Origin of the sequence: Dyadobacter sp. UC 10 (assembly GCF_008369915.1) — a bacterium.
Lineage (GTDB): Bacteria > Bacteroidota > Bacteroidia > Cytophagales > Spirosomataceae > Dyadobacter.
The window spans coordinates 1,372,702-1,389,921 of record NZ_VSRN01000001.1; the positions used below are offsets into that span (position 1 = coordinate 1,372,702).

Consider the following 17,220-nt stretch of genomic DNA (forward strand, 5'->3'; position numbering starts at 1 on the left):
CGTTATGAAAAAGCTTCTGTTGACGATTGCCGCCTTGGGGTGTGTACTTTCCTGCCAGAATAACACTATCGATAAACGGGAAGGTATCGCGTACAAGGAAACCATCGATATAAACGATGTTCCAAAAGCGACCGTCACCTTTTACGGTTACGGAGACAGCCGCTGTCCTGAGGGTGCAAACTGTGTTTGGGCAGGATATGCGACGGTAGACCTGCTACTGACGGGTGTCACGACAGAAGGGAGAGTCAGTGAGCATGTGAAAATGTGCCTCGGCGATTGCAGGTTCTTTCAGAAGGACAGCACGAAAACGAGAAGCAGCTACAATATGGCCGATACACTCGATAAATCCTTTGCAGGACAACAGTACCGTTTCATACTTACATCCCTCTATCCGGGCCCGACGCTTGATACTACCCGTCAGAAGGAAGTCCGGCGGATTATGCTGAAAGTGGAGAAAAAGTAACGTTACTGCTGCACTGCCAGCTTACTTTTACGGTATCCGTAACTGAAATAAATCACCAGCCCGATCGCCAGCCAGATCACAAAGATCAGCCAGTTGGACGAGCCTAATTCGGTCATCAGATACAGATTGGTTAATATACCTGCAACGGGGAGAATTGAAAAATTGTATTTGAAGCTCATTCCCGCCATCACAATCCAGGTGATCCAGAAAATAATTGTAAGCAGCTTATGTTCAACAATTTCCGCTGCCGACAATCCTGACCATTCCGCAACAACTTCCTGACCGTACATCGCAAGGCCTGCTATGGCAATTACAAGCAATATCCCAACCAGGTATTTCCCGTTGAGATAAGGAACGCGAAATTTGGAATGGGCCGAAATGCCTTTGTGATCGAGATAAAGCACTCCCCCGCAAACGAGAATGAAAGCGAAGAAAGTACCTACGCTCGTCAGATCGACGAAGAAATCCATTTTGAAAAACAATGCGGGAATACCTACGACAAAACCCGTGACGATAGTAGCAAAGGACGGCGTCTGATACTTCGGGTGGATTTTAGAGAAACGTTTCCATAACAATCCGTCGCGGCTCATGGTCATCCAGATGCGCGGCTGCCCCAGCTGATACACCAGCAATGCGCTTGTGATCGCGATCACCGAACTTACCGAAATAACTCCCGCCATAAAATCCAGGCCGTTTTCCTGAAAAACGAATGCGAGCGGATCGCTCACTTTCAGCTCGGTGTAATTAACCATGCCGGTGAGTACCAGCGTGATCAATACATATAAAACGGTACAGATAATCAGACAGTAGATCATCGCTTTGGGCATATCCCGCTGCGGGTTTTTACATTCTTCCGCTGTTGTAGAAATTGAATCGAAACCTATAAAAGCAAAAAACACTGCCGCTACCCCGCTCAGAACACCCTTCGCTCCGTTGGGTGCGAAAGGCGACCAGTTTTCCGGTTTTACGTAAAAAGCGCCCGCCAGAATTACGAGTAATACCACGCCGATCTTCAAAACCACCATGATATTACTTGCGGTCCTCGACTCGCGGATACCGACATATACCAGTGCGGTGATCAACAAGGTCACAATGCCGGCTGGCAGGTTGAGCATAATCGCAAAATCGCCGATCCGCGGGGCGGTTTCGTAGGCAGTAGCTGCAAACTTTTCGTAAGTGGAAAGCTGCGCTGCACCCAGAGTCTGCATTTTGGCAAATGCCTCCGATGCAGTTTCCTGATTGATCGTCAGCCAGCCGGGTAATGTAATTCCGAATCCTTTGAGCATACTCACAAAATACTCCGACCAGGATATTGCCACCACCATATTGGAAACGGCGTATTCAAGGATCAGTGCCCAGCCGATGATCCATGCAAAAAGCTCCCCGAAAGCAACATATGCATACGTGTAGGCACTACCGGATACTGGTACCGTGCTTGCAAACTGTGCGTACGACAATGCTGTGAACACGCAGGCTATCGCCGTAAAAATAAAGAGCAATGACACCGCCGGGCCGCCATTGTAACTCGCCAGTCCGATTGTACTGAATATTCCTGCCCCCACAATTGCGGCAATTCCGAGAGAGACCAGGTCTCGCACGCCCAGTATCTTGGCCAGTCCTCCATGCTCGCCTGAATGCGCGTCTTTCAGTATTTGCTCAACTGTTTTTTTACGAAATAGGGAAGAATTTTGTTTCATGAAGGAGCTGATTTACCTTGTACCGGAATGCGATAAGTTTGGCTAAAATAATGATATTCTCAACGCATGTCCGAGCCGGCTGCAAATTTGTTTGATTTGCCCGTGTCTTTCCGAAGAAAATTCTTGCTTTATAAATGAAACCGAAGAAGATTGTGTTATTGATCTGATTTGGGGCTTACCTGTTCTTTTACAACGATATGAGATTGATATTTACTTCCATACTTCTGTTACTTTTCGCACCGCTCGCTTTTTCGCAAAATAGCAAGGCTTACACAACTGCTCAGGCGCATTCGCATAATGACTATATAAGAAAAAACCCTTTTTACGACGCCTATGAGCAGCAATTTGGCTCCATGGAAGCCGATCTTTATCTGGTCGACGACAGCCTGTTTGTAGCACACGAGTTGAAGGAAATTAAACCGAAAAGAACATTTTCTACCCTTTACCTCAATCCCATTGTTGAACAGACCCGAAAAAATAACGGTAGCATTTACCCTCAGGGGAACGTACCACTTCAATTACTGATCGATCTGAAAACTTCGGGACCCGAAACGCTGGCCGCGCTAGTAAAACTATTAGAACCACATCAAAAGGGATTCGCCCCGTCCGGTTCGGTGAAAATTGTGATCAGCGGAAACGTGCCGGAACCTGCCCGGTTTGGAGATTATCCTGCCTACATCTTTTTCGACGGCCGCCCTGAGCATACCTATACGCCGGAGCAACTGAAACGGATCGGATTAGTGAGTCAGTCTTTCCAGAAATATTCGAAATGGAACGGCGAGGGCCCCCTGCCAGAAAAAGAAAAGAAGAATTTGCAAAAAGTGATCGGCCAGGTCCATGACCTAGGGAAAAAAGTAAGGATATGGGCCACGCCCGACAACATTAATTCCTGGCGCACACTCATGTCGATGGGCGTCGATTACCTGAATACCGACAAAGTGAGAGAAATGGGCGACTATCTGCGAACGGCGCCCCGATAAGCATTACCAAACGCTAACCAAACCCTGCATGTCGTCCGAACAAAGCGCCTCCCTCAAAAAAGTTTTAAAACCCATCCACCTCTGGGCAATCGCCGTCGGACTTGTTATTTCCGGTGAATATTTCGGCTGGAACTATGGCTGGGGTGTGTCGGGCACAGTCGGATTTCTGATCGCCACACTGGTGGTGACGGTCATGTATGTAACCTTTATTTTTAGCTTTACTGAACTGACTACATCCATTCCGCAGGCTGGCGGGCCTTTTTCTTACGCGCACCGGGCATTTGGCTGGTGGGGCGGACTGATCGCGGGATATGCAACACTGATCGAATTTCTGGTCACACCCACTGCTATCGCATTTGCATTGGGCAGCTATGCCCACTTTTTATATCCTTCGCTTGAAGTACTTCAGGTAGCATTCGCCTGCTATGCAATTTTCATCGTGATCAATTTGCTGGGTATCAAGGAATCCGCACTTTTTTCGCTGGTTGTCACCCTCCTCGCTGTGGGAGAATTATTGGTTTACATCGGCATCATAGCACCCAGTTTTTCCTATGATACATTCGTAACCGACCCGATGCCATTTGGCTGGCCGGGCGTATTTGCGGCACTGCCTTTCGCAATCTGGTTCTACCTGGCAATCGAAGGCGTTGCGATGGTTGCCGAAGAAGTGGAAGATCCCAAACGCACCATTTCCAGGGGTTATATATATGGAATCCTCACGCTGGTTATACTGGCACTTGCAGTGATGATCGTAACCGGCGGAATCGCGCCCTGGCAGTCATTGAGCGAAATCGACTATCCCTTGCCCGCCGCACTGGGGATTGTGCTGGGCAGGGACAGCAGTCTCACGCAGCTTTTTGCCAGCCTGGGCCTGTTCGGGCTGATCGCGTCTTTCCACGGAACGATCATCGGTTACTCGCGTCAGATTTTTGCTTTGGCAAGAAGCGGTTTTTTGCCGTCCTTTCTGGGTAATGTGAATAGTCATTTTCAAACACCGCACTGGTCGCTGGTCGCGGGGGGAGCAGCCGGCTGCGTGGCGCTGCTGCTCGGAACCACCGATCAGGTTATCATACTTGCGGCTCTTGGTGCGGTGGTGATGTATATGATCAGTATGGCTGCACTTTTTAAACTAAGAAAAAAAGAGCCTGGTCTCGAAAGACCTTTTACCGTGCCTGCGTATCCCTTTTTCCCTGCAATCGCGCTGATACTTTCCGGCGTTTGTCTGTTCGCTATCGTGTATTACAATGTTATACTCAGCCTGTGGTTTTTCGCCGGGCTTGCTATTGTGACACTGCTATTTGTGTTAACCGGCCGCCATAAAACTCATTAGAGTGAGGAATGGAATGAAGCGAAAACTAAATAACCCTATGCCACTATTACTACTTAAACCATGCATTTTTGCCGGTGCAGTGTGGGCAAAGGCTTATTTTGACAAATAATTCTATAAATTTTGATAAGTAGTTGTGTACGAACTGTTTTTAATCGTTATTTTCAATATATTTCCAATAAAAATTTTGAGGCCTCTACCGTAAATCCTAATCAAGTTCATTGCCCGGTGCCTGGGCAGCGACGCATTTCAAAAAAATGAACATTTTAATAGTTGAAGATGATTTCATCATTGCCAGACACCTTCAATTTCTTTTGAACGGATTCGGTTATGAAGCAAATGATATTGCCACAGATTATCCTACTGCAATTGAGTTATTGAACGACAAGATATTTCATCTTGCCATACTCGATATCAATTTGAATGGCTATCAGACCGGCATTGACCTGGCAGACTATATACGTGAGAGACTGGGCATTCCATTCCTATTTTTATCCAGCCACGATGACATCGCGGTCGTAAATGCAGCCTTGCAATCCGCGCCGCATGCATTTCTGCAAAAGCCTTTTCAGAAGATAACGGTTTACACCGCCGTAAAACTGGCACTTAAAAACTATCGTCTGGCAGCCCTGGCTGGCGAATCGACCAGTAAAGAGAAGGAAGATACCACGGTAATTAAAGATTCGCTGTTCATCAAGGAAAAACAGATGTTTACTAAAATCCAGCTTTCCGACGTCCTGTATATCCGCAGCGACGACAATTACCTGGAACTGCACACCAAAAACAAAAAGTACACGATCAGGGAAACGCTGAAAAACATGCTGCAACAGCTGCCGGCAAACCTGTTTTTCAGGGTTCACAAATCCTTTATTATCAATCTGGATGCAATTACTGCAATCGACTACGTGCACGTAATGATCAACGACATTGAAATCCCGATCACAAACGACAACAGGAATGAGCTTTTGAGCAAGGTGAAAACCTTTTCCTAGGCAGACTTCAACTTCTTTCCAGGCATCACCCACACTTTTTACCACTTCACCCCTGAAAAGCTTTGGTTCGCCCCATAAATTTGGGAGATCAATGCTATCGAACTATTTTTAATAGCTTTAAAAAAATCTTATTTTTCTCCAAAATAATCAGGGAATAATAATTAAATTTTAAAAAAATAATTTTACTTGCAGACATCTATTTCATCCGGACATTCGTATCTATAAAAAATTGGCATTTATGCATATAAAATTGCATTGTGCACACATTATATAACCTAAACTAAATCAGTTTGCCCTTAAATTAAATATCGTTGAGAATAATTAAACATCCCTGGGAAGTTATCCCTGGGATGTTTCGTTTTTACACAATACAACTAAATCCCTGGCTTGCCCATATGCACAGGCAGCGAAAATTGCCGGAATATCGACTGGAATAATTTTTTAGCCGACAAATTCGCTCACCTTACAAAATATGACACCAATATGCTCATTCAATCAGTCAGGCATACTTTAGGCGAAGTAGATTCATTTTTAAGTCAGCTTACACAAGAACAGTACAATAGTCCCTGCCGCGAACTCAGCGGGTCGAGTATTGGACAGCATACCAGGCATATTATCGAATTATTTCAGTGCCTGGTTATCCAGTACGAGCAGGGCGAAATCAACTACGACAGCCGCCAGCGGAACACTACAATCGAAACGTTGCCCGATTATGCGAGAAGTTGCATTCAAAAGATCAGGGAAACGATCGACAAGCCGGATAAGTTGCTGGCCCTTTTGCAAAAGGTAGCAGGCCGTGAGCTGACTATCGCCACCAATTATTACAGGGAGTTGCTTTATAATCTCGAACATTGCATCCACCATCAGGCGCTGATCAGGGTCGCTATCCTGGACATGGACAATATTGAGGTTGCCGAAAGTTTCGGGCTCGCCCCTTCCACTATCGAATACAGACAATGTGCACAGTAACATATGTCGCGAAGGGAGATAAGATCATCCTTACTTCAAACCGCGACGAACACCGGGACCGTCCGGCCTCATTGGCGCCCGCGCCTTATCTGATCGGAAATAAAAAGATCACTTTTCCCAAAGATCCCAAAGCAGGCGGTACCTGGTTTGCTACCGATGATTTCGGAAATGTGGCTGTTTTACTGAACGGAGCGGCAGTCGCTCATTCACCTTCGGCATTTCACCGGAAAAGCCGCGGGTTGGTACTGCTGGATATTATCTCAGACCTTTCGCCTGTTACCGCCTGGCAATATGCTGATTTACAAGATATTGAGCCATTTACCATTGTCCTTGTCCAGCAAAAGGCCCTTTTTCAGCTAAGGTGGGACGGACAGAGAAAAGAAACCGTCCCGTTACCCGCAGCCGGAGATTATATCTGGTCTTCCAGTACATTGTATACGCCTGCCGTTCAAATGGAAAGGGCCAGGTGGTTTGAAAATTTCCTGGAAGAAAATCCAGCTGCGAATGTGGAAGAGTTAAAACATTTTCATTCCCAGACCGCGAATGACGATACGGAAAACGGACTGGTTATTCGCAGGAGCAATGGAATGCGAACATTCAGTATAACCCAGGCCGTGATCGAAAATAACAAGAGTGAACTGTACCACTGCGACCTGTCGAAAGAACAGAAATTATCAAATTCTTTCATTTCCGTTTAAAGAACCTGTTTTGAAAAAATACGCGCTTCTGTTCCATAAGCTGACGCACTGGGAGTACTGGCCTTTCGGGATCGTTTATATTCCAATGTACTTTGTGTGGTTTTACTACTCGTTGCGTGCCCGGTCGTTTTTTTTCTTTAACGCTTCCAATCCATCCATACGGAACGGGGGATTTTTAATGGAGTCAAAAAAGGAAATTTATGACCTTTTGCCAGCAGAATTTTATCCAAAAACCGTCCTGGCCAGACCTGGCGAAGCATTAACTGCCATCCGTGCAAAGTATACTAATTTGAAAATGAGCTTTCCGCTGATCGCCAAGCCAGATATTGGAATGCGGGGCATGGCCGTGCAAAAACTGGAAAACGAGGAAGATCTGGCCGCATATATCAATAAAGTTGACTTTGATTTTCTGATACAGGAGTATGTGGATCTGCCTAATGAAATCGGGATTTTTTATGTCCGGTTTCCGAACAAGGAAAAAGGTAAAATTACAGGGATCGTCGCCAAAGAATTCCTGATTGTCGTGGGTGACGGCAGGTCCAACATACAGGCATTAGTCGAAAAAAACCCACGCTACCATTTGCAAATGAATGCGTTACAAAAGATGTACGGTTCCCGGCTCATGGATATCCCTGCTCCTGGCGAACGTATTAACCTGGTACCGTACGGAAACCATGCGCGTGGCTCGCGTTTCGTCAATGCTACTTCCTGGGCCAATGTGAAACTGACGGCGGTATTAAACCGGATTTGCCTGCAAGTACCTCACTTTCACTATGGTCGCCTGGATATTAAGTATAATACGATCGAAGAGCTGGAAAACGGACAGAATCTTTCGATTATAGAGCTGAACGGGGCCGGAAGCGAGCCTACCCACATTTATGATCCGGGCCAGTCGATATTTACTGCCTGGAAGGAAATTGTCAGGCATTTTTCAATGCTTTTCAAAATCAGTAAAATAAACCACCAGAACGGACATCGTTTTATGACTTTTTTCGAAGGACTGGATATGCTCAGACAAAATAAACTTCATGTCAAAAAGCTGGAAAGATTCTAGCGAATGGTAAATCTTAAAAACATTCTTGTTGGTTTTATAGTCAGTATGGTTGGCTCGCTGCCGCTCGGATATATCAATGTAATTGCGCTGAAAATATTTAGCACTCAGGGAATGAGCAGTTTGGTCATGTTCGTCGCGGGTGTCGTGGTCGTCGAGTTTTTGCTGATTTTATTAACACTGAAAGCCGCAAAGTGGCTTCACAGACACAAGCGTTTCACAAAAGCCACTGAAATCCTGTCCATTCTTTTTATGCTGCTGCTGGCAGCTTCTTTTTTCAATGCGCAGCAAACGGTGGGAAACGATGCGATACCGGACTATTTATCGGGTTACCCGCCCTTTCTGCTCGGTATCTTCCTCAATTGCATTAATCTCGTGCAAATACCCTTTTGGCTGGGCTGGAATCTGTATCTGGTGAATGCTGAGATGATCGCGGTAACGGGAAACGAGAAATATGCTTACGTTTCCGGCACCTCGGCGGGCACGTTTGCGGGTGTTTTTCTTTTTGTAATGATCTTTCAAAAAATCCTGGAAAAGACCTCAGCGCTCAGTCCCTGGATATCAACCCACATTTTTTCAATCATTTTCATCTCGCTCGCGGTCATGCAGGCCGTGAAATTTTATAGAAAATACAGGGTTCAGGGATAGATCAGGTATTTTTTTCTTGCCTCTTTGTATTGTGAAAGTCCCGGTTCCCAGCTTTTACGGATCTCTTCTTCGGACGTCCCTGCGATGATCTGTTTTCTCAGATTTTCATTTCCGGACAAATAATCGAAATTACCCATTTGCTTGCTTTGCGACCTGTCAAAAAATCGCTCTTTATCAGGATAGGCTTTGTACATGTCGATCAGCCAGCCCAGATGCAGCTTGCCCGACTTCCGGATATCCTTCATATCATATTCCCTCAGATCGAGCCCAAAACATTCTTTATCCTGGTGCAATGGCGTTTCACTCATTCCTTTTATGCTTTTTGGAGTAAATGAAAACTTGTATTTGTCTTTCAACAAAGGCGCTCCCAACACTGTAAACGGCATATAAGTCCCACGCCCCTGGCTCACGATCGTGCCTTCGAACATGCAAATGTGCGGATAAAGCATAATGGATTGCTGCGTATTCAGATTTGGCGAAGGTAGTACGGGTAAAATATAGGGGGTATCATGCGTGTAATTCGCGATTTTGACAATCTTCAATTTACACTGCATTTTGTTGGGTAGCCAGCCTTCTCCGTTGATCATTTGTGCCAATTCAGCGATCGTCAATCCATGCGAGATCGGAATTTTATACATGCCGATACCCGAATGTAAGTGATCTTCCAATATCGGTCCGTCGACCAGGAATCCATTCGGATTAGGCCTGTCGAGAATGAGCATTTCCTTATTATTCTCGGCACAGGCTTCCATGACGTGCCCTAGTGTATTGATATAGGTATAAAAACGAGCGCCTACATCCTGAATATCAAACAGCATAATATCCAGCTTGGCCATTTGTTCATTCGTAGGTCTTTTTAATTTCCCGTAAAGTGAAATCGCCGGAATACCCGTTTTCGGATCCACGCTGTCGCTAACTTTGTCTCCGTTACTGGCAGTCCCCCTGAAACCATGCTCCGGCCCGAAAATGGCTACTACATTGATCCCCAATGCAACCAAACTGTCGACCATCGGTTTATTGCCGATGATAGAGGTTTGATTGATCACGATTCCTACCTTTTTTCCTTTCAGATATGGAATGTATTCCGAGATCTGGTCTGCGCCGGTGATCGGCACATTTGCCACTGGATTGACGCCTGCGGTGCTGATCGAATCATTTCCCGTCAACACCGGATTTTTGTTGGCAGAAGAATTGACGCAGTTATTGAACAGCAGAATGTTGGCGGCGAGGTAAAATGTGAACAGCACTGGTTTCATCGGGATCAGGATTGAAGATTTTTAAAACTAAGGTTTTTATTGCCACGAATGCGCGAATAAGGCACTAATTATTCGTGCCATATTCGCGGCCGCCGCTGCGGTGCTTTCGTGGCACAAAGATCAGAATAAGCGCATCTGCCCTGCCCGCATAAATTGCGTGGCATCCAGCTCCGGTATTTCTGAACCCTTAAAAAATTTACGACACGCCAGGTGGTGCAGCTGCCTGATATGCTCCGCAAAATTTCCTTCGCCTACCATGCGGTATCCAGCCCGCGAGTCGTTGACCTTCCCGCCGTGACATTCCTTGATCTGGTTCAAAACCTTTGCCGCACGATCCGGAAAGTGGTGATGCACCCACTCGTCGAATATCGTCGCGATCGCACCGTTTAATCTTACCACCGTGTAATTCGCCCAAAGCGCTCCGTTTTCAGCAGCAGCTTCGATAATAGTTGGAATCTCATGATCATTCAATCCGGGGATAATCGGCGCGGTCATCACGCCCATTGGCACGCCGGCTTCGGTCAGTGTCTTCACAACCTGCAAACGCCTCTTGCCGGTTACCGTTCTCGGTTCCAGCTTGTGCCTGAGGTCCTCATTTAGTGATGTAATCGAAATAGCTCCGTGAACAAGGTTAAGCTTCGCCAATTTTTCAAAAATATCCACATCGCGGAGTATCAATGCATTTTTGGTGAGCACACTCACGGGATTGCGATAGCGCAGACAAATTTCAAGCAGCTGCCGCGTAATGCGGTATTTCTTTTCACCGGGCTGGTAACAGTCCGTATTCCCCGAAATATGAATGCTGGTCGGCTGCCATTTTTTAGAATTAAAGAGCTTTTCGAGAAGCTGCGGAGCATTCTTTTTGACTACGATTTTCGTTTCAAAATCAAGTCCTGCCGAAAAGCCCCAGTATTCGTGCGAATTACGCGCGTAACAGTATATACAACCATGCTCACAGCCCCGATAAGGGTTCACGGAATGGAAGTTCCCCAGATCGGGACTGTCGGAAACGCTTAGTAAAGTTTTGGATTCCTCCTCAATAAACTGTGTTTTGGGGTTTACCTCAGGGTCTTCCCATTGCTGCCAGTCTTCGGAAGTATACTCGGTGGATTGCTTGAAGAATTTGTTGTGGGGATTGATAGCGGCTCCCCTGCCCCGCGCCCGGTTGTCCATTTTGTAGTGATGATTTTCATGTTTGTTGATGTTAAAATGGGTTGTATGGGTCAAGACTTTCCAGGTTATGGAGCCTGGAAAGTCTGCGTATGCTAAATTTACTTAATATATCTGAAATCCTCGTCGCCTTTGAGCGACAAAAGCACGTCGTACATCAACTGGATCACGTTTTGAACGTCTTCCTTATGTACCATTTCCACGGTTGTATGCATGTATTTCAGTGGAAGAGAGATCAATGCCGAAGCAATTCCTTCTGTCGAGTAAGCAAACGAATCAGTATCAGTTCCTGTCGACCGGCTTACTGCCTGGCGCTGGAAAGGGATTTTCTTTTCGTCGGCCACGTGGATCAGGAGATCACGTACATTGTTCTGCACGGCCGGACCGTAACAAATCACCGGACCATTACCTGCTTTCAAATCGCCCTGCTCCTTTTTATTGTACATCGGAGATTGTGTATCGTGGGTAACATCGGTACAGATCGCCAGATCGGGTCTCAGCCGTCTCGCTATCATTTCCGCCCCCCGCAGCCCAATTTCCTCCTGAACCGCATTGACTACGTATAATGTAAACGGCAAACGCACATTGTTTTCATGCAGCATGCGGGCAACCTCAGCAATCATATAACCGCCCATCCTGTTGTCCAGCGCGCGACCGATGTAGTATTTTTCATTCAGTTCATCCAGGCCGTCTGCGAAAGTAACCACCGTTCCGACGTGGATACCCATTTCGAAAACTTCATCTTTTTTGGCCGCTCCTACATCTATAAATAGCTCGTGCACTTTGGGCACCTGATCTTTTGCCACCTCACGAACGTGGATCGCGGGCCAGCCGAATACCCCTTTTACAACACCTTTCGCTGTGTGCAGGTTAACCCGCATGGAAGGTGCAATTGCCGCATCGGAACCACCATTACGGCGGACGTGAATGTAACCATCGTCAGAAATGTAATTGACAAACCATGAAATTTCGTCGGAATGTGCTTCGATCACCACTTTGTAATCCTGTCCCGGGCCTATTACCCCGACGGCCGTACCATAAGTGTCGATAATTTCCTCTTCGATATAAGGCCTGATGTAGTCCAGCCAGATCTGCTGGCCAGTGGATTCGAAGCCGGTAGGCGATGCATTATTTAAATACTTATAAAGAAATTCTGTGTTCTTGTCTGCCATAAACCAATTTAAAAAGTACTGAAAATGATATGGATAAAACTTTCCTATTCAGCTTAACTACCTTTTCAAATATCTCAAAAAAGCCCAGAATGGACGTTTCTTAAGGTATTCCAGATCCGCCTGATTTTGGAAAGCTTCGCGTTCAAACGAAATATGAAGATAGGCTAAATAATGTTTTCTGTATTGAACGAGCCGGATTATATATTCGATAAAATACCATGCGTAGAAAACAATCAACCCGAGTTCAAGCTGTTGTTTTAAATGGATCCTTTCATGATTGATCAGGAAGCGGCTGGGTTTTTTTGATTTCAGGAAAATAAAAGGAAAAACGGCCATACCTTCCACCCAGAGGAATGAAGTGCTAAGTATGAAGCCTTTGATTTTCATTTTGCAGGAAGCTTTGTTTATGTGCCTTTGGGCTTTAAGCAGTATGCATTAGGCCCTAAGCATTATTGCCTTTGCTGGTGACAACACCAGCATTTCTTGATCGCCTTTGCTGGTGTTGTCACCAGCATTTTGCCGCACAGCGCAATTACTCTCAATTCTCACATAGATGTATTGCATACAGAATACAGCCTATTTCAATTGCATAGTGCCATGTTGTTGGTGACAACACCAACAATGGCATGGTCGGGGACAACATCGACAATGGCGACCAACGGCGGGCTGACACCAACATTGTCGGTAATTAAGCAAAAAAATTGGATCGTAACTGCCATTCCGGCCGCACGATCCAATTTTTAATAAATAATATCTATTCGCTGAAACGGCTGATATCCAGTACTTCGAACTCCATCACCCCGGCAGGCACTTTAATCTCGGTTGTATCACCTATTTTCTTACCCAACAAACCTTTTCCAATCGGGGAACCCACTGATATTTTACCGGTTTTCAGGTCAGCCTCCTCTTCGGAAACCAGTGTATATGTTACTTCCATTCCATTTTTGCGGTTTTTGATCTTCACTTTTGAAAGAACAGAAACCTGGGAATTATCAATAGACGACTCGTCGATCACACGGGCAGTGGAAAGAATTTCTTCCAGCTTTGCGATTTTCATTTCATGCATCCCCTGTGCATCTTTAGCCGCGTCATATTCTGCGTTTTCGCTCAAATCCCCTTTGTCCCGCGCTTCTGCAATCTGTCGTGCAATCTCCGTGCGGCCTTTGGTTTTCATATCATTCAGCTCATTTCTCAGCTTTGTTAATCCTTCCTCCGTATAGTATGAAATTTTAGCCATGACCTTAATTGTTGGTTTTAAGTCTTATAAATTTTTTGATTTCCAGATAAAAAAAAAGAACGGCTCTAAGACCGCTCTACAAGAGTAACTACACTCGTAGAAAAAGGTTAGAAGACCTCGTCTTTTCGGTTGCTGTGTAACTTAGAGTTCAACATAATTTGCGTTTAAGAACGACAAAAATAATAATATTTGCGAATGGTAACACCATATTTGTGGAAAAGCCGTCAAGTGCCTATGTCAAATACATTCAGGATAATCTTCATGGGAACCCCCGAGTTTGCGGTCCCAAGTTTACAAAGTCTGGTCGAAAGCAATTCTAATGTTGTGGCCGTTGTAACCGTGCCTGACAAGCCCTCGGGAAGGGGGCAGAAGCAGACTGCTTCGCAGGTGAAAATCTATGCTGAATCACAGGGAATACCTGTCTTACAACCTGAAAAATTACGGGATCCTGCGTTTCTGGAACAACTCAAATCGTTCCAGGCAGATTTGCAGGTAGTAGTGGCGTTCCGCATGTTGCCGGAGGTGGTCTGGAATATGCCTCCGAAAGGTACATTCAATTTGCATAGCTCCCTTTTGCCACAATATCGGGGCGCGGCTCCAATCAACTGGGCGGTTATCAATGGAGAAACAGAAACGGGCGTCACCACTTTTTTCATAGAAAAGGAAATTGACACGGGTAAGATTATTTTTCAAGACAAAGAACCAATTTCGTGGGAAGATGATGCAGGTACCTTGCACGACAGGCTGATGGAAAGAGGCGCCAGACTCGTAGTTAAAACGGTTCAGGCAATCGAAGCGGACGAATATCCCCAGGAAGCGCAGGACGAATCGAAGGAGATTAAATTGGCCCCCAAGATTTTCCGGGAAACCTGCGAAATTGATTGGACACGTCCCTCGATTGAAATACATAATTTTGTAAGAGGCCTATCCCCTTATCCCGCAGCCTGGACAACGCTGAACGGATTTTCATGTAAAATCTTTAAGACTCGGCCCCTCGATTTGAGCGAGAAAGGTTCGCCGGGAGAATTTAATACTGACCAAAAATCGTTTCTTCACTTTAAGACCGGTGACGGCTGGGTTGCGGTAGAAGTTTTGCAAATGGAAGGAAAGAAGAGGATGACAGTCGGAGATTTCCTGCGGGGATACAGACTCTGAGTCAACTCAAATTTTACACACTATACGATCGAAAATATGGCTAACACATATTCGCAAGTCCACCTGCAATTTGTTTTTACCCCAAAATATCGCGCTGCGCTCATCGATCCGGCCTGGGAAGTTGATTTATACAAGTATATCACAGGCATAGTGCAGAAGAACAAACACAAAATGCTGGCGATTAACGGTACAGCTGACCACGTTCATATGTTAATCGGATTTCAGACGACACAGAGTATTGCAAGTTTGATGCAGGATGTGAAAGCCGATTCATTGCAGTGGATCAACAGTCGCGGATATTGTGATTCGAGATTTGAATGGCAGGCCGGCTACGGTGTATTCTCATATAGTAAGTCGGCCGTAAATAACGTGATCCGCTATATTTTAAATCAAAAAGAGCACCACAGGAAAGTCGAATTTTTAGACGAATACGTGACAATCCTAAAAGAATTCGCAATTGATTACAACGAAGCATACATTTTTGAAAAGCCGAAATAAGATTGCGAACACTGTGGCACCTGCGCACCCAGGTTACATCGCTACGCGATTTAGAGACGTCAGAGCAGACGTGTTACCGAGATTACATCGCTACGCGATTTTTGTTTAGTTCAGTTTGCGCTTACCATTGTTACATCGCTACGCGATTTTTTAACTAGAATCCAGAAACGCATCGCAGTCCCAAACCATTCACAAAAAATAAATCCCAGAGGGATGAAAAATATGTAGCATATATGAATGTATCAATCATAGTAGCAGTATCCGATAACGGTGTTATCGGCAAAGACAATCAGTTGTTGTGGCGGTTGCCGGATGATTTAAAGCGTTTTAAACAATTGACGTTGGGTCACCCGATGATTATGGGAAGGAAGACATTTGAATCGATCGGAAAACCTTTGCCGGGCCGTACATCGATTGTGGTAACGCGCAATGCAGATTTCAGTCACGAGGGTGTGGTTACAACCCATTCTCTGGAATCAGCCATAGAAGCTGCGCGGCAAATCGAAACGGATGAAATTTTCATTATTGGCGGCGGTGAATTATACCGGCAGGCGCAGGAAATTGCAGACAGGTTATATGTAACCGAAGTGCATACCGAGATTGACGGAGATACGTACTTTCAGATCGCTGAACCAGCACTGTGGAAGGAGACGGAGCGCAGTGTGCACGAACACGACGAGAGACATTCTTTTAAATTCGACTTTGTAAATTACTCTAGAAAAGCTGACAATTAAGTACTTTTGCATTGACGTAACCCAAAGTGACTCTATTTAAGAATGCAAATTGTAGTTGAAACCCTTACTATCGAATTAAGCACCACACCTGCAGACAAACGTCCGGTTTACATTACCGGGAGTTTCTGTAAATGGCTTCCCGACCTGGAAGAATTCCGAATGACACTCGTAGAACCCGGGCAGTACGTTTTTCAATTTCCCGAAGATGCAGAACTTACGTTCCCGCTCGAATACAAATACACCCGGGGGGGATGGGACCAGGTGGAGCTGGATCAATTTGGCAATCCGTATGCCAATCGGGTGATCATCGAAAAGGATATTGTAGTTCAGGATGTTGTGACACGCTGGCAAACTGATGTCTTAAAAAAAACCGACCTGTCCCCTATTATAGAGCTTGTCTCTGAGAATTTCGATATCCCACAATTTGGCAGAACGAGAAAAATACAAGTGCTGCTCCCGCACGATTATTACGACAGGCCTGATTTAAGCTTTCCAGTCCTTTATATGACAGACGGCCAGAATCTTTTTGGCGAGGGCTCTGAATATGGAAACTGGAAAATCGATCAAAGCCTCAAAAAGCTGGCGACAGAAGGGAAATCCGGAGTAATCATCGTGGCGATTGATCATGGAGATGAAGAAAGGATCGAGGAGCTTTCCCCTTATGCTAATGCGAAGCTGGGTAAAGGGAGAGGTGAGCATTTTTTAAGGTTCATTTCTGAAACCCTCAAACCCTATATGGATGAAACATACCGTACCAAAACTGACCGGCTTAACACCGGAATCGGTGGTAGCTCGGTCGGCGGACTTTTGAGCATATATGCGGCGTTAATGTTCCCCCAGGTGTTTGGCCGGATCATGGCATTTTCGCCTTCTCTCTGGGTTTCCCAACGCATCTATTTCGATGTGATACACTTTTTCGAGCCTTTTGAAACACGGATCTATTTATACGCAGGAGGGAAAGAAGGTGCCAATATGCTGCCAAACTTCGAAAAATTGACCGAATCGCTCGAAACACAGCGATTTGGCTACGATCGTGTTCAGATCAAAACCAACATTGACCCAAAAGGCCAGCATTCAGAAAAGCAATGGAGCAAGGAGTTTCCGGTTGCTTTGAAATGGTTGTTTTTTTAAATAGGGAGGAAGGGAGGAACGGAGAAAGGGACGAAGGAAAAT

At 45.5% G+C, this 17,220-nt stretch carries 18 protein-coding genes; 12 read left to right on the forward strand and 6 right to left on the reverse strand.

The genetic code is table 11. From position 1 onward, the window contains the following. The first annotated feature begins 4 nt into the window (after nucleotides 1-4). Entirely contained in the window at nucleotides 5-463 is a 459-nt protein-coding gene (locus FXO21_RS05335; RefSeq protein WP_149639127.1) for a hypothetical protein, read from the forward strand. A 2-nt stretch (nucleotides 464-465) separates the two neighbouring features. On the opposite strand, the gene FXO21_RS05340 is transcribed toward FXO21_RS05335, so the two are convergent. Beyond that, nucleotides 466-2,160: an amino acid permease gene (locus FXO21_RS05340; protein WP_149639128.1), complete on the reverse strand. Its 1,695-nt coding sequence runs from the start codon at nucleotides 2,158-2,160 to the stop codon at nucleotides 466-468. A gap of 197 nt (nucleotides 2,161-2,357) precedes the next feature. On the opposite strand from FXO21_RS05340, the gene FXO21_RS05345 reads away from it, so the two are divergent. The 7 genes from FXO21_RS05345 to FXO21_RS05375 all read left to right on the forward strand — a co-directional run bounded on the left by FXO21_RS05345 (nucleotide 2,358) and on the right by FXO21_RS05375 (nucleotide 8,825). Continuing rightward, nucleotides 2,358-3,140, forward strand: a complete 783-nt coding sequence (locus FXO21_RS05345) for a phosphatidylinositol-specific phospholipase C/glycerophosphodiester phosphodiesterase family protein (RefSeq protein WP_149639129.1) — start codon at nucleotides 2,358-2,360, stop codon at nucleotides 3,138-3,140. Nucleotides 3,141-3,168: 28 nt separating this feature from the next. Further along, nucleotides 3,169-4,470, forward strand: coding sequence for an ethanolamine permease (gene eat, locus FXO21_RS05350; RefSeq protein ID WP_149639130.1), 1,302 nt, complete (start codon nucleotides 3,169-3,171; stop codon nucleotides 4,468-4,470). 254 nt (nucleotides 4,471-4,724) lie between these two features. Further along, nucleotides 4,725-5,459, forward strand: coding sequence for a LytR/AlgR family response regulator transcription factor (locus FXO21_RS05355; protein WP_149639131.1), 735 nt, complete (start codon nucleotides 4,725-4,727; stop codon nucleotides 5,457-5,459). 483 nt (nucleotides 5,460-5,942) lie between these two features. Continuing rightward, entirely contained in the window at nucleotides 5,943-6,428 is a 486-nt protein-coding gene (locus FXO21_RS05360; protein WP_149639132.1) for a DinB family protein, read from the forward strand. Beyond that, entirely contained in the window at nucleotides 6,416-7,126 is a 711-nt protein-coding gene (locus tag FXO21_RS05365) for an NRDE family protein (protein ID WP_149639133.1), read from the forward strand. Before FXO21_RS05360 ends, FXO21_RS05365 begins: the two co-directional genes overlap by 13 nt. 10 nt (nucleotides 7,127-7,136) lie before the next feature. After that, entirely contained in the window at nucleotides 7,137-8,180 is a 1,044-nt protein-coding gene (locus FXO21_RS05370) for an ATP-grasp domain-containing protein (RefSeq protein WP_225865576.1), read from the forward strand. Nucleotides 8,181-8,183: 3 nt separating this feature from the next. Further along, a complete protein-coding gene (locus tag FXO21_RS05375; protein WP_149639134.1) occupies nucleotides 8,184-8,825 on the forward strand; it encodes a hypothetical protein in 642 nt (213 codons plus the stop codon). Here the strand turns inward: FXO21_RS05375 and FXO21_RS05380 are convergent. From FXO21_RS05380 to greA, 5 genes are all read right to left on the reverse strand, one after another. Beyond that, a complete protein-coding gene (locus FXO21_RS05380; RefSeq protein WP_149639135.1) occupies nucleotides 8,816-10,081 on the reverse strand; it encodes an exo-beta-N-acetylmuramidase NamZ family protein in 1,266 nt (421 codons plus the stop codon). The two genes, FXO21_RS05375 and FXO21_RS05380, sit on opposite strands and share 10 nt — an antisense overlap. Before the next feature lie 120 nt (nucleotides 10,082-10,201). Beyond that, nucleotides 10,202-11,254 carry a PA0069 family radical SAM protein gene (locus tag FXO21_RS05385; protein WP_149643377.1) on the reverse strand — a complete coding sequence of 351 codons (1,053 nt, stop codon included), beginning with the start codon at nucleotides 11,252-11,254 and terminating at the stop codon, nucleotides 10,202-10,204. Nucleotides 11,255-11,352: 98 nt separating this feature from the next. Beyond that, a complete protein-coding gene (locus FXO21_RS05390; protein WP_149639136.1) occupies nucleotides 11,353-12,423 on the reverse strand; it encodes a M20/M25/M40 family metallo-hydrolase in 1,071 nt (356 codons plus the stop codon). A gap of 57 nt (nucleotides 12,424-12,480) precedes the next feature. Beyond that, nucleotides 12,481-12,810: a hypothetical protein gene (locus FXO21_RS05395; protein WP_149639137.1), complete on the reverse strand. Its 330-nt coding sequence runs from the start codon at nucleotides 12,808-12,810 to the stop codon at nucleotides 12,481-12,483. A 367-nt stretch (nucleotides 12,811-13,177) separates the two neighbouring features. Further along, entirely contained in the window at nucleotides 13,178-13,660 is a 483-nt protein-coding gene (gene greA, locus FXO21_RS05400) for a transcription elongation factor GreA (protein ID WP_149639138.1), read from the reverse strand. Between the two features lie 234 nt (nucleotides 13,661-13,894). Here greA and fmt point away from each other — a divergent pair, with 234 nt between their 5' ends. The 4 genes from fmt (at nucleotide 13,895) to FXO21_RS05420 (ending at nucleotide 17,178) form a co-directional block, all read left to right on the forward strand. Beyond that, nucleotides 13,895-14,815 carry a methionyl-tRNA formyltransferase gene (fmt, locus tag FXO21_RS05405; protein WP_225865577.1) on the forward strand — a complete coding sequence of 307 codons (921 nt, stop codon included), beginning with the start codon at nucleotides 13,895-13,897 and terminating at the stop codon, nucleotides 14,813-14,815. 36 nt (nucleotides 14,816-14,851) lie between these two features. Beyond that, complete coding sequence (gene tnpA, locus FXO21_RS05410) at nucleotides 14,852-15,313, forward strand: IS200/IS605 family transposase (protein ID WP_149639139.1); 462 nt, start codon at nucleotides 14,852-14,854, stop codon at nucleotides 15,311-15,313. A gap of 233 nt (nucleotides 15,314-15,546) precedes the next feature. After that, a complete protein-coding gene (locus FXO21_RS05415; RefSeq protein WP_149639140.1) occupies nucleotides 15,547-16,047 on the forward strand; it encodes a dihydrofolate reductase in 501 nt (166 codons plus the stop codon). A gap of 42 nt (nucleotides 16,048-16,089) precedes the next feature. After that, on the forward strand, nucleotides 16,090-17,178 hold the full coding sequence (locus tag FXO21_RS05420) for an alpha/beta hydrolase (RefSeq protein ID WP_149639141.1): 1,089 nt from the start codon (nucleotides 16,090-16,092) through the stop codon (nucleotides 17,176-17,178). The last annotated feature ends 42 nt before the right edge of the window (nucleotides 17,179-17,220 follow it).

Coding starts and splice junctions, on each gene's coding strand:
- FXO21_RS05335 (WP_149639127.1), top strand. CDS start 5: ATGAAAAAGCTTCTGTTGACGATTGCCGCCTTGGGGTGTGTACTTTCC.
- FXO21_RS05340 (WP_149639128.1), bottom strand. CDS start 2,160: ATGAAACAAAATTCTTCCCTATTTCGTAAAAAAACAGTTGAGCAAATA.
- FXO21_RS05345 (WP_149639129.1), top strand. CDS start 2,358: ATGAGATTGATATTTACTTCCATACTTCTGTTACTTTTCGCACCGCTC.
- eat (WP_149639130.1), top strand. CDS start 3,169: ATGTCGTCCGAACAAAGCGCCTCCCTCAAAAAAGTTTTAAAACCCATC.
- FXO21_RS05355 (WP_149639131.1), top strand. CDS start 4,725: ATGAACATTTTAATAGTTGAAGATGATTTCATCATTGCCAGACACCTT.
- FXO21_RS05360 (WP_149639132.1), top strand. CDS start 5,943: ATGCTCATTCAATCAGTCAGGCATACTTTAGGCGAAGTAGATTCATTT.
- FXO21_RS05365 (WP_149639133.1), top strand. CDS start 6,416: ATGTGCACAGTAACATATGTCGCGAAGGGAGATAAGATCATCCTTACT.
- FXO21_RS05375 (WP_149639134.1), top strand. CDS start 8,184: ATGGTAAATCTTAAAAACATTCTTGTTGGTTTTATAGTCAGTATGGTT.
- FXO21_RS05380 (WP_149639135.1), bottom strand. CDS start 10,081: ATGAAACCAGTGCTGTTCACATTTTACCTCGCCGCCAACATTCTGCTG.
- FXO21_RS05385 (WP_149643377.1), bottom strand. CDS start 11,254: ATGGACAACCGGGCGCGGGGCAGGGGAGCCGCTATCAATCCCCACAAC.
- FXO21_RS05390 (WP_149639136.1), bottom strand. CDS start 12,423: ATGGCAGACAAGAACACAGAATTTCTTTATAAGTATTTAAATAATGCA.
- FXO21_RS05395 (WP_149639137.1), bottom strand. CDS start 12,810: ATGAAAATCAAAGGCTTCATACTTAGCACTTCATTCCTCTGGGTGGAA.
- greA (WP_149639138.1), bottom strand. CDS start 13,660: ATGGCTAAAATTTCATACTATACGGAGGAAGGATTAACAAAGCTGAGA.
- fmt (WP_225865577.1), top strand. CDS start 13,895: ATGTCAAATACATTCAGGATAATCTTCATGGGAACCCCCGAGTTTGCG.
- tnpA (WP_149639139.1), top strand. CDS start 14,852: ATGGCTAACACATATTCGCAAGTCCACCTGCAATTTGTTTTTACCCCA.
- FXO21_RS05415 (WP_149639140.1), top strand. CDS start 15,547: ATGAATGTATCAATCATAGTAGCAGTATCCGATAACGGTGTTATCGGC.
- FXO21_RS05420 (WP_149639141.1), top strand. CDS start 16,090: ATGCAAATTGTAGTTGAAACCCTTACTATCGAATTAAGCACCACACCT.